The sequence below is a fragment of the Massilia sp. LC238 genome (assembly GCF_000735635.1).
In the GTDB taxonomy this organism is placed as follows: Bacteria; Pseudomonadota; Gammaproteobacteria; order Burkholderiales; family Burkholderiaceae_D; genus Telluria; species Telluria varians.
The window spans coordinates 148,305-159,423 of record NZ_JNNN01000030.1 but is presented as its reverse complement, the minus strand read 5'-3'; the positions used below and the strand labels follow the sequence as shown (position 1 = coordinate 159,423).

Sequence of the window (11,119 nt, the reverse complement as noted above, 5' to 3'; positions counted from 1 at the left end):
AGAATGAAAGAAGTGCGGCGCGAAACCGGCTGCGAGCTATGCCACCTGACGGTGCCCGTGGTCTGGCAGGACGAGAAGCTCTCGGTCATCCTGGTCGACGACGCCGCCTACCCGGGCTTTTGCCGCGTGATCTGGCGCGAGCACGTGCGCGAGATGAGCGACCTGTCGCATGACGATCGCCAGTTGCTCAATGAGGCGGTGTACCAGGTGGAGCAGGCGGTGCGCGAAGTGATGCAGCCGCTGAAAGTCAACGTGGCCAGCCTCGGCAACGTGGTGCCGCACCTGCACTGGCATATCATTCCGCGCTATGCGGACGATGCGCACTTCCCGGCGCCGGTGTGGGCCCAGGCCGCGCGCGGAACCGACGACGAGGTCCTGGCTGCGCGCCGCGCACTGCTGCCGGACCTGGCTGCAGCGATCGCGAAGCACTTCAACGAATAAGAGGAGACACCATGCCCAACCCACTTGATATCGCCGTGCGCCAGAAATCGCGCGTGCTGGAAATCGCTTTCGATGACGGCAACAGCTTTTCCATTCCCTTCGAACTGATGCGCGTGTATTCGCCCTCGGCCGAAGTCAAAGGCCACGGCCCGGGCCAGGAAGTGCTTCAGGTCGGCAAGCGCGAAGTCGGCATTACCGGCGTGGAGCCGGTCGGCAACTACGCGATCAAGCCGCTGTTCGACGACGGTCACGGCAGCGGCATCTTCACCTGGGATTACCTGTACAAGCTGGGCAGCGAGCAGGCTTCGCTGTGGCAGCAATACCTGGACCGCCTGCATGCGGCCGGCTTCGCGGGCGACAGCGGCCGCGAGCCGGGCACCGAAGTGCCGGGCGCGGCGCCGAAGTCGGGCTGCGGGCATCATCACTGACCGCTGCCTGAATTGGGCCCACAAAAACAAAGAGCACGTCTGTCGACGTGCTCTTTGTTTTTGGCGCGCTCCCTGGGGGAGCGCAGCAGTGGTGTCTCAGGCCTGTGGCTGGATGTTCGCAGCCTGCTTGCCCTTCGGGCCGGCAGTGATGTCGAAGCTCACGCGCTGGTTTTCCGCCAGCGACTTGAAGCCTTGGGTGTTGATGGCCGAGAAGTGTGCAAAGACGTCTTCGCCACCGCCGTCCGGGGTGATGAAGCCGAAACCTTTTGCATCGTTAAACCACTTTACAGTGCCAGTCGCCATGGTAATTCCCTCAATGAAGTTTATCTATGTTATTGCTTTGTCGGACGTCAGGAGGTAGTGGATCCAGCGGCGTGCTCAACATTGCAAAAATGATTATAGAGACAATTTTTTAAAAGGGAAGGAACTTTTTTCAATCGTGCGCCTCCCTTTTTTTAGTGTGGGCCGCCGGTCTCCGGCAGTGGCCCATCAGCTATCAGAAACCTAGTAGAAACCCATCAGAAACTGAGCGGCATCCGTATCGTCAGCGACACGTCCGGGGTATCACGCGTCACGCCGGCGCCGACTGCCACCGACAGCGAGCGCTTCTCATTGAAGCGGTAGGAATAGCCGATCAGCAAGGTGCCGAGCTGGGTCCGCACCGAGCCCGGTACCGTGCGGCCGTTCTGCTTCATGCGCGCCACCGTGCTGTGGTCGTAGCCGAGGCTGAGCGAGGCCTTGTCGTTCAGCGCCAGGCCCATGCCGAAGTTGAAGCCGATGATCGCGCCCGGCGCCAGCTCGCCCAGCGGTTCGCGGATGCCGTTGCGCACCAGGCGCTGCACATTGCTGCGCTTGAAGTTGTGCAGATAGCTGAGGTTGCCGAAGAAGACCGCCGGGTCGGACGGGAACAGCCAGGTCAGGCTGCCCTGCAGCGAGTGGAAGCCCGAGCCGGTCGGCAGCGACAGCGGCAGGCCGGTGCCGGTCACGTTCTCGCCGATGCAGCGGGTCTGGCAGTCGGTGACGACTTCGAACGGGTCCTTGCCGGTGGTCGACTTGTAGCGCAGGCCGCCGATGTAATAGGCCTTGTCCGGGCCGCCGTTGTTCAGCTGGTAGCGGCCGGCGATTTCGACGTCGCCCAGGGCCTTGCCGCTGGTGTCGAACACGCGCTCGACCGCGGTGCCGGTGAAGATCTCGCGGCTGACGGTGGCGTCCGAGCGGTACACATAGGGCACCTTGACCTCGACTTCCATCCGGTTGTTCAGGCCGGTGCGGCCGGTGAGCGAGCCGGTGAAGGTATTGCGCTTGACCTCGCGCACATCGACCAGGCCGATCAGCAGGGCCGGGATCACGGTGTAGCCGACCAGGGCCACCCGGTTGCTCGACGAGTAGCCGAACTGCAGGGCGGGTTCGAGGATGTACTTGCCGCGCGGCGTCAGCACACCCGGGGCTTCGAACAGCGGCGCCACTTCGGGCGGGCGCTGGTCCTTCTGGTTGTTCTGGATACGGCTGGCGGCGACTGCCTGGGCCGGGGGACGGGCGGCCGCCGGGGCCGGGCCGGGCACGACCGGCGCCGGGGTCGAGGGCGGCCGGCCGTTGTTCGGCGCGTTGCCGTTCTGCGCGGTGCGCGGGGCGTTGTTCTGCGCCGGGGCCGGCTGGTTGTTCTGGGTGGTGTTCTGGGGCGCCGGAGTGCCGCCGTTCTGGCCGCCGGTACCGCGCTGCTCGGACAGCAGCAGGTCGTCGACACGCGGGGGCAGTTCCAGGTTCTCGGCCAGCACCGGGCGGGTGTCGTCGCGTCTTTCCTCGATGCGGTCGATCTTGGCGCGCTGCGCCTGCAGTTCGCGCATCAGGCGGTCGACCAGCTCGCGCTGGGCGGCCAGTTCGGCCTTCAGCGTGGCCAGTTCGGCAGCCTTGTCCGGTTCGGCGGCAGGCGTCCCCTGGGCCTGGGCGACAGGGGCCAGCAGCATTGCCGCGAGGCTCGCGGCGCCTAGGCGCGCGACGTGGGTGGGCATGCGTTTCTCCATCGGCAAATTAATAATATTGCAATGTTACAGGCTTCCTGCCGAGCGCACGATTGCATCCCGAATTGTTGAGTGAAAATTGAGGTCTTTGATGAGCGCCATGCTGTTGACCGTCGAGCTGATGGTCGTCTGGGCCATGATGGCCTGGTGGTCCAGGCTGTTCTGGACCAGGGTGGCGCCGCTGCCCAGGCCGATGTCGTTGGGCGCGAAGTTGCTGCCGCCGATCTGGATCAGGCGCGCCGTGCCGAGCGCGTCGCGCGCCTGCATCAGCTGCTCCGCGTTCATCGAGGCCACGTCGGGAATGGCGACGTTGGTGCGCGACAGGATCTCGCCGTTGACGGACACCACGCGCTCGATCCCGAGTGAGATGTTGAGGCCGCCCGGCATCTCGAAGCCGCCGCGGTTGGCGTCGAGCGTCTGTTCGTCGACCGGCGCCCATTCCTCGGCGGCGATCAAGGCCACCTTCCCCTGGGCGAGCGCTGCACCGCAGGCTCCGGCCAGCAGCGTGGCCGCGAGGGCCCGGCATGCGAATTTCGGCCAGCTGATGAGCCAGTCCATGGCATTCCTCTCAAAAATCGCCGGGGCCGAACTTCGGCAGGCCCTGGCTGTATTGTTCCTGGTTGATGCCGGTGCCGAGCGGCGCGCGCGGCGCGGCGCGCCAGTCGTCGGCGCCGTTGAAGCCGGCTTTGGCGATCGTGTTCGGGTAGCGGTGCACCACGAACAGCAGCTTGTTGGCCCACAGTTCCATGAAGCGTTCGCGCGTCACCGAGCGGGCCCCGCTGGACGGATCGCCCAGCAGGATGCGGCCATCCTCGGCGCCCTTGATCACCACGAAGTGGTTGTAGCCGCGGTCGCTGATCAGGACGATCGCCGGCAGTTTCGCCTCGAGCAGCTTGTCGAGCGGCTGCTGGAAGCCGTCGCCGACGAAGCCGCGGGTGGCCAGGTAGCGCTTCATGTCGAGCATGGAGAAGCCCTGCTGGCGGATCTTGGCCTGGTCGCCGGTGAGGAACATCTTCTCGAAGACTTCCTTCTCGGTCACCGGGGTGTCGTAGTGGTAGGTCAGCAGCGTGGCCAGGGCGGCCGAGCCGCAGCTGAAGTCGAACTGCTGGCGGGTGGTCTTGCGAAACTTGATCTCTTTGAGAGAGGTGACCGGCACCGTGGCGCGCTGGCCGACGGCCAGCTCGATGCTCGATGCCAGGCACCCGGGTGCCAGCAAGATGCCGCCCACGGCGGCACAGATGGCGACGTACGTTTTCATAAAGCCTTCATGCCTATTGCAGGCGCAGGTTGATGACGGTGGCGTTCTGGATCAGCACGTTCGAACCGCTGTTCTGGATCACCATCGGCAGGCCTTGCGCGTTCGCGAACGAACCGCTGTCGATGACGTTGTTGCCGCTGACCGTATTCACGGCGGTGTTGTTGCCCACCGTACCGCCCAGCACCGCTTCAGTGTGCATGGTGTCGTCCTTGCCGGAAGTGCGTCCCAGGCGCTCGCTGGTGACGGCTTCGCCCCAGATGCCGGCTTCGCTGCGTGTTGCCGGGGCCACGTTCACTTCGGCCAGGAAGTCGAGCTTGATCGGCAGCTTCTCCTGGTCGGCGGCCTGGACCGCCAGCGGGAGCGCGACAAGCGCCGCCAGCACAAATCGGTTCACAGGTTTCATAAGCACTCTCCTCGATTCCGAAAAACCGCCGCGCGGCGGATGCCGCGCGGCGGTGACTGCTGGTCTTACTGGCCGCTGCCCACCGTCATGTTCGACTGAACGTTGACGCTTTGCTGGATCAGCGAGGAGAAGCCGTTGTTCTGGCTGATCACCGAGACGCCGGCTGCCGACTGGGCGATGTTCGACATGGTGTTCGACATGTCGAAGGCGCCGGTGGTCACCGACTGGGTGCCGCCGTTGCCGCCGGTACCGTTGCCGCCGTTGCCGGCCATGGCTTCGCCGCCGGTGGTGGTGCCGCCCGCGCCGCCGGCGCCGCCGGTCGAGGTGCCGCCCATGCCGCCTTCGCCGCCGTTACCGCCGGTGCTGGCGCCCGAGGTGCCGCTGCCGCTGGTCGAATCGCCGTTGGTGGCGTCGCCGGCTGCTGCGCCGCTGCCGCTGGAGTTCGAGGCTGCGCCGCTGGCCGCGCCCGAACCGCCTGCGCCGCCTGCAGCACCCGAACCGCCTGCCGCGCCGGCGCCGCCGTCGCCGCCCGAGCCGCCTGCGCCGCCCATGCCGCCTTCACCGCCCGCTGCGCCTGCGCCGCCGGTCGAGGTGCCCGAAGCGCCCGCGCCGCCGGTCGAGGTGCCCGAAGCGCCTGCGCCGCCGGTCGAGGTGCCTGCTGCGCCTGCGCCGCCTGCGCCGCCTTCACCGCCGGTGCCCGAAGCGCCGGCGCCGCCGGTGCCCGAGCCAGCTGCACCGCCGGTGCCGCTCAGGGCTGCGCCGGCACCGCCGGTGCCGCCGGTTGCTGCGCCGCCGGCTGCGCCTGCGCCGCCGGTCGAGGTGCCCGAAGCGCCCGAGCCGCCTGCGCCGCCTGCTGCGCCTGCGCCGCCGGCGCCCGAGGTCGAATCGCCGCCGGTGTTCATGGTGTCGCCGTTGGTGCCGGCGCCCGAGGTCACCGAACCAGCGGTGCCGTTGGCAGCGCCGCTGGTGCCGCCTGCGCCGCCTTCGGTGCCAGGCATCACCGCGCCGCTCGAGGCGCCGTTGTCGCCCTGGCCTGCGCCGCCGGTGCCGGCGCCGCTCGATGCGTTCTGGGTCGAACCCGACGAGGAGCCGCCTGCGCCGCCCATGCCGCCGAAGCCGCCGGCTGCGCCTGCGCCGCCGGTGGCGCCCGAGCCGCCGCCGAAGCCGCCGTTACCTGCGGTTGCGCCGCCGTTGTTGCCGCCGTTGCCGCCGTCGAGGGCGCCGGTTGCGCCGCCTGCGCCGCCGGTTGCGTCGCCGCCCAGGCCGCCGGTGCCTGCGCCGCCCGAAGCGCCTGCGCCGCCCATGCCGCCGTTTGCGGACGAAGCGCCGCCCAGGCCGCCGGTAGCGCCCGAAGCGCCACCCAGGCCGCCGGTTGCGGTCGAGCCGCCGCCGAAGCCGCCCGCGCCGCCAGCTGCGCCTGCGCCGCCGGCGTTGCCGCCTGCGCCTGCACCGCCCATGCCGCCGGCTGCACCCGCGCCGCCCATGCCGCCCGCTGCGCCCGAGCCGCCCATGCCGCTCGATGCGTTGCCGGTGTTGCCGCCTGCGCCGCCTGCGCCGCCGGCTGCGTTGCCGACCGAGGCTGCGCCGCTCGAGGCCGCGCCGCTGATGCCCTGGCCGCCTGCGCCGGCCGATGCGCCGTTAGCGCTACCGGCTGCACCGCCGGCTGCACCGGCAGCACCATTCGCCTCGCCGCCGGTGGCCACGCCGCCTGCCGCGCCATAGCCTGCCGCGCCGTTGGCGTTGCCACTGCTGTTGGCAACGTTGCCGATGTTGTTGATACGGTTGCCGCTGACTTCACCGGTCAGGTTGCTGATCGAGTTGGCGGCCGAGGTGTTGTAGGAGTTGCTCATGCTGGAGGTCGCGTTGCCGCCATTGTTGGCGGCAGCTGCGCCGGCAGCGGAAGCGGAAGCGTTGCCCGAGCTGCGGTTCTGGCCCGAGGCGTCGCGCGAGTTGTTGGTGTTGGTGGTGTTCGTGTTGGTGCTGTTGTTCGAACGGTCGCTATTGTCCGACGCGTCGGTGTTGGTCGTGGTCGTGTTCGTGCGGCTGCTGTTGTCCGAGTTGTCGCTGTTGTTCGAACGGTCGCTGTTGTCCGAGCGGTCGGTGTTGGTCGTGTTCGTGGTCGTGCGGGTGCTGTTGTCCGAGTTGTCGCTGTTATTCGAACGATCGCTGTTGTCGGTATTGGTCGTGGTGTTGGTACGGGTGCTGTTGTTGGTGTTGTCGGTCGTGTTCGTGCTGTTGTTTGAACGGTCGATGCTGGTGGTTTGCGTGTTGTCTCCACGGACACGGTCAACAGTGGTGTTGCCGTCTTGTGCGTGGGCCAGACCAAATGCCGAAGCGATCGCGATCGCCAGAATAGTGCGCTTCATCTGTTACTCCCCTATGTGTGTCACTGAAAAAGTTGAGATGCCCGGCGTTCCATGCCACCGGTCCATCTTCCCATTAGCAGTTTGCGTGCCAGCTCTTTAATATTTTGCAAGTCCTTGATTAATCTGATGATTTTTATGCTGAGCAAGCTTGTAGGACTAGGTTGATGAGGCAGTTCAATAACTTTGAAAAAAGCTGTCTCAAAACTGTGACAGTTGTAACAGGATTGTCACCAGACTGTATCAGCCTGTAACAGCGCACAGAGACGTTGCAGAAGCAAGCGCGGAGGCCGCGCTTGCTTCGAACATGTAGGAAAAAATGAAGGGGAAAAGCGCCTGGAGAGGAGTGGTCAGGGCGCGATCGAGTGCTTGGCCATCAGGCGGTACAGCGTCATGCGCGAGACACCGAGTTCGCGCGCCGCCTGGCTGATGTTGTTGCCGCACTTGGCCAGGCTGTTCCAGATGGCGGTACGTTCCGCGCTGCCGCGCGAGTGGTCGAGGTCGTCACGCAGGATGATGGCGTCGTCCTGGGGCGCCAGCTCGAGGTCTTCCGGCATGATGAGACGGTGCTCGGCGAGCACCATGGCGCGCCGCATGCGGTTGATCAGCTCGCGAATATTGCCCGGCCAGTCGTGCTGGGCCATGGCGCGCAGGGCCTGCTTGCTGATGCCCTTGAGCTGCGGGCTCTTCTCATCGGCAAATTTGTTAAAAATGATCTCGGTGAGCAGGGGCAGGTCTTCCTTGCGCTCGCGCAGCGGCGGCACCCGGATCGGGAACACGCTGAGGCGGTAATACAGGTCTTCGCGGAAGCGACCCGTGGCCACCGCCTTGGGCAGGTCGACGTGGGTGGCGGTGATCACGCGCGCATCGACCGCCACCGTGCGGGTGCCGCCGACCCGGTAGATGGTGCGTTCCTGCAGGAAGCGCAGCAGGCTGGCCTGCAGGTCGAGCGGCAGGTCGCCGATCTCGTCCAGGAAGATGCTGCCGCCGGAAGCTGCTTCGATCAGGCCCGGCTTGTCCTTTGCCGCGCCGGTGAAGGCGCCGCGCTCGTAGCCGAACAGCTCGGAGTGGATCAGCGAGGGCGGAATCGCGGCGCAATTGATGGCGATGAAAGGCCCGCCGGCGCGCGGCGACTGCGCGTGGATTTCCTGCGCCGCCAGTTCCTTGCCGCTGCCGCTTTCTCCCGAGATCAGCACTGGCGCATCGACTGCGGCGATCTTGTCGATGTGGGCGCGCAGACGCCGGATCGCCACCGAGTTGCCGTCGATGTGGCGCGCGCTGGAAGCGCGCTGGTGCGGCGGCGTGGACCTGGCCAGCATGGCCATGCCATGCGCGTGGCCGAGCGAATGGTGCAGGCGCACGGTGTCGACCGGACGGGTATGGAAATCGCACAGGTGGGTGGCGATGGCCTGGCGCAGCTGCGGACGGTGCAGCAGGTCGGGGCCGAACACGCCGATCCAGCGCATGTGATGGTGCTGCTGCAGGAAGCGTTCGGTGTCGTCGTGCTCGAGGCTGCCGTCGCCGTCGAGCAACAGCCCGACTGCATAGTGCTGCTGTGCCAGCACCTTGCGCGCGGCCGCGATACTGTCGACCGTGCACACGTCCCAGCCCCGCAAGTCACCGCAGGCGGCGCGTACGCCGGCATTCCCCTCATTCGTGATGCATAAGAGTCGTTTGACCGACACATTGACCTCGTTCTTATTCGTTATTACTGGTAATGCAGGCGACGTTGTCGGCGGAATCCGGAAGTCCTGTAAGGAAAACGCCGGGTGGTAAATGCCGGATTCGTCCGACAAAAGCCTTGACTGTCATTTAACCAGAAATAGCCACTTTTCGGCGCACAAATATTGCCGAGTTGGTAATCTGCATCGCGAAAATTCCTACGGGAATCAATGCTTTACAGTAATACCTCCGTTTCTTCTCTATGCGGTGACGCTGGCCAGCAGGCTGACCAGGCGCTCGATCGGATAAGGTTTGGCGAGCACCCGCACGCCGGGAATCGCCGGTTGGCGTTCGGTATAGCCGGTGGCCAGCACCACCGGCAAGCCGGGGTCGCGCTGGCGCACGATGCCGGCCAGGTCGATGCCGCTCACGCTGCCCGGCATGACGATGTCGGAGAACACCACGGCGGGACGGGCGCCGCCCTCGAGCAGGGCCACGGCCTGCTCGCCGTCATGCGCGACCAGCACCTCGAAGCCGGCGTCCCGCAGCGCCTGCGAGACCGCTTCGCGCACCAGCGGGTCGTCTTCGACGAACAGTACGGTGCCGCGGCCGCGCGGCAGTGGGGCTCCCGTCGGCGCAGGCGCCGGCGCTTGCGCCGGCTGTTGCGCGCGCGGCAGCCAGATGTCCACCCGCGTGCCCTTGCCGGGTTCGCTGTCGAGCAGCAGGAGACCTTGCGACTGCAGCGCGAAGGCGTAAGCCTGCGGCAGCCCGAGGCCGGTACCCTGGCCCTGGCCCTTGGTGGTATAGAAGGGATCGAGCGCGCGCGCCTGCACCTCGGGCGCCATGCCCTTGCCGGTGTCGCTGACGGTCAGGCGCACGTAGTCGCCGGGCGCCAGCGCATCGAGGACGGAACCTGCGGACGGATGGGCGAGGGCGACATTGCGCGCCTCGATGCGCAGCACGCCGCCGTGCGGCATGGCGTCGCGCGCATTGACGGCCAGGTTCAGCAGCGCCAGGTCGAACTGCAGGGGCTCGACCTTGATCGGCCAGGCCGGCTCGTCGCAATCGATCTGCAGCGCGATGTCGGCGCGCAGGGCGCCGCTAATCAGCTGGCGCGCGCTGCGCAGCTGCTGGCAGGCATCCACCGTTTCCTGGCGCGCTTCCTGGATCCGGCCGAAGGAGCCGAGCTGGCCGGTGAGGGCGGCGGCGCGCTGCACGGTCTTCTTGCAGGTCTGCAGAAGGCCGCCCACCTTGACGTCCTTGTTCCTGAATTCGGCCAGCTGCAGCGCCGTGCTCAGGGTCTGCAGCAGGTTGTTGAACTCATGGGCGATGCCGCCGGTCAGGCGGCCCAGCGCCTCCAGCTTCTGCGACTTGAGCAGGGCGCCCTGCGCCCGTTCGGTGGCGGCGACGGCTTCGGCCACGCGCTGCTCGAGGTCCTGCTGCGCCTGGCGGATTTGCCGTCCGGCATCGAGCATGCGCTGCGCCACGTTGTCGATTTCGACGATGCCCTGTGGGCGGTAACTCGGTTCCTTGCCCTGGCCGAGTTCGTCGGCGGCAAGGCCAAGATGTTCGATCGGCCCGATCGCGCGCCGCGCCAGCCAGCGCGCCGCCAGCACGCCGGCGGCGAGCAAAGCCGCCATCAGCCCGGCCAGCATGGCCGCGGCTTCCAGCGGCACGCGCCGGATCTCGCTCACCGGGATGCTGACCAACACCTTCCAGTCCGACATCGGCACCGTGCTGAAGAAGGCGCGCACGGCGATCCGGTCGAGCGTGCGGCTGTCGTACACGCCTTCGTGCGTCCGGGCCAGCAGTTCGCGGCTGTAGGCGCTCACCGGCTTGCCGATGAACTCCCGGGGCGTGCGTGAACGGGCCAGCACCACGCCCTTGCGGTCGACGATGGTGGCAATCCATTCGGTACGGAAATGCTGGCGCTCCACCAGCTTTTGCAGGCTCGCCACGCTGACGTCCAGCAGCAGGTGGTAGCGCACGGCACCGTCCACCATCACCGGCACCTGCACGGTGTAGTCGTAGGTCTTGCCGATCGGCGCCATGAAGACATCGGACACGTAGGTCGCCGCGGGGCCGCCACGCTGCATCAGTTCGCCGACGTTGGACGAGCGCCGCGTCGGCAGCGCCGCGCCGAAGGGCTTGCGTGTGTTGATCAGCTGCTTTCCGTCCAGGTCGGCCAGCACGATCACGGTGTCCCATGCCGGCGCCATGCCGCGTGCATGCTCGTAGAACTCGCGCAGGTCGCCCCGGTGCAGGGAGGGGGCGACGGCCAGGGTGCGCAGGACCGCGGTACGCGCCTGCAGTTCGTTGTCGACCATCAGGGCAAAGGCGCGGGTGGCCTCGCTCACGCTCTGCACCTGCGATTTCTGCTCTTCCCGATAGACGTAGCTGACCGCCAGCGCGGCTGCGATGAAGGAGGGCACCAGGATGGCCAGGACCAGGATCAGGAGACGGCTGCGGATACGCATGGGATGGCGATTATACAAGAGCTGAAATGTTGCCAGGAACGCTATCGAAGCGTGCTCGGCCCGCCAAAC

At 66.8% G+C, this 11,119-nt stretch carries 10 protein-coding genes; 2 read left to right on the top strand and 8 right to left on the bottom strand.

Features of this window, described 5'->3' with window-relative positions:
* Nucleotides 1-3: 3 nt before the first annotated feature.
* Both FG94_RS06680 and FG94_RS06675 read left to right on the top strand, forming a co-directional pair.
* Nucleotides 4-441 (top strand): HIT family protein, encoded by a 438-nt coding sequence (locus FG94_RS06680; RefSeq protein ID WP_036208734.1) that lies wholly within the window; start codon nucleotides 4-6, stop codon nucleotides 439-441.
* Nucleotides 442-452: 11 nt separating this feature from the next.
* Nucleotides 453-869, top strand: a complete 417-nt coding sequence (locus FG94_RS06675; RefSeq protein WP_036208731.1) for a gamma-butyrobetaine hydroxylase-like domain-containing protein — start codon at nucleotides 453-455, stop codon at nucleotides 867-869.
* Nucleotides 870-965: 96 nt separating this feature from the next.
* Here the strand turns inward: FG94_RS06675 and FG94_RS06670 are convergent, their stop codons facing one another.
* The 8 genes from FG94_RS06670 to FG94_RS25880 form a co-directional block, all read right to left on the bottom strand.
* Entirely contained in the window at nucleotides 966-1,172 is a 207-nt protein-coding gene (locus FG94_RS06670; protein ID WP_027865721.1) for a cold-shock protein, read from the bottom strand.
* A 215-nt stretch (nucleotides 1,173-1,387) separates the two neighbouring features.
* Nucleotides 1,388-2,878, bottom strand: coding sequence for a hypothetical protein (locus FG94_RS06665; RefSeq protein WP_036209308.1), 1,491 nt, complete (start codon nucleotides 2,876-2,878; stop codon nucleotides 1,388-1,390).
* 36 nt (nucleotides 2,879-2,914) lie between these two features.
* On the bottom strand, nucleotides 2,915-3,445 hold the full coding sequence (locus FG94_RS06660; RefSeq protein WP_051996297.1) for a hypothetical protein: 531 nt from the start codon (nucleotides 3,443-3,445) through the stop codon (nucleotides 2,915-2,917).
* A 10-nt stretch (nucleotides 3,446-3,455) separates the two neighbouring features.
* Nucleotides 3,456-4,145, bottom strand: a complete 690-nt coding sequence (locus FG94_RS06655) for a C39 family peptidase (protein ID WP_036208728.1) — start codon at nucleotides 4,143-4,145, stop codon at nucleotides 3,456-3,458.
* 13 nt (nucleotides 4,146-4,158) lie between these two features.
* Nucleotides 4,159-4,548 (bottom strand): hypothetical protein, encoded by a 390-nt coding sequence (locus tag FG94_RS06650; protein ID WP_036208725.1) that lies wholly within the window; start codon nucleotides 4,546-4,548, stop codon nucleotides 4,159-4,161.
* 65 nt (nucleotides 4,549-4,613) lie between these two features.
* Entirely contained in the window at nucleotides 4,614-6,914 is a 2,301-nt protein-coding gene (locus FG94_RS27615; protein WP_036208722.1) for a hypothetical protein, read from the bottom strand.
* Nucleotides 6,915-7,261: 347 nt separating this feature from the next.
* Nucleotides 7,262-8,596, bottom strand: coding sequence for a sigma-54 dependent transcriptional regulator (locus FG94_RS06640; RefSeq protein WP_036208719.1), 1,335 nt, complete (start codon nucleotides 8,594-8,596; stop codon nucleotides 7,262-7,264).
* 237 nt (nucleotides 8,597-8,833) lie between these two features.
* Nucleotides 8,834-11,050: an ATP-binding protein gene (locus FG94_RS25880; protein ID WP_051996296.1), complete on the bottom strand. Its 2,217-nt coding sequence runs from the start codon at nucleotides 11,048-11,050 to the stop codon at nucleotides 8,834-8,836.
* Between the last annotated feature and the right edge of the window lie 69 nt (nucleotides 11,051-11,119).

Excerpts from the sequence above, each read along its gene's own strand:
- FG94_RS06680 (WP_036208734.1), top strand. The coding sequence starts at position 4 with ATGAAAGAAGTGCGGCGCGAAACCGGCTGCGAGCTATGCCACCTGACG.
- FG94_RS06675 (WP_036208731.1), top strand. The coding sequence starts at position 453 with ATGCCCAACCCACTTGATATCGCCGTGCGCCAGAAATCGCGCGTGCTG.
- FG94_RS06670 (WP_027865721.1), bottom strand. The coding sequence starts at position 1,172 with ATGGCGACTGGCACTGTAAAGTGGTTTAACGATGCAAAAGGTTTCGGC.
- FG94_RS06665 (WP_036209308.1), bottom strand. The coding sequence starts at position 2,878 with ATGCCCACCCACGTCGCGCGCCTAGGCGCCGCGAGCCTCGCGGCAATG.
- FG94_RS06660 (WP_051996297.1), bottom strand. The coding sequence starts at position 3,445 with ATGGACTGGCTCATCAGCTGGCCGAAATTCGCATGCCGGGCCCTCGCG.
- FG94_RS06655 (WP_036208728.1), bottom strand. The coding sequence starts at position 4,145 with ATGAAAACGTACGTCGCCATCTGTGCCGCCGTGGGCGGCATCTTGCTG.
- FG94_RS06650 (WP_036208725.1), bottom strand. The coding sequence starts at position 4,548 with ATGAAACCTGTGAACCGATTTGTGCTGGCGGCGCTTGTCGCGCTCCCG.
- FG94_RS27615 (WP_036208722.1), bottom strand. The coding sequence starts at position 6,914 with ATGAAGCGCACTATTCTGGCGATCGCGATCGCTTCGGCATTTGGTCTG.
- FG94_RS25880 (WP_051996296.1), bottom strand. The coding sequence starts at position 11,050 with ATGCGTATCCGCAGCCGTCTCCTGATCCTGGTCCTGGCCATCCTGGTG.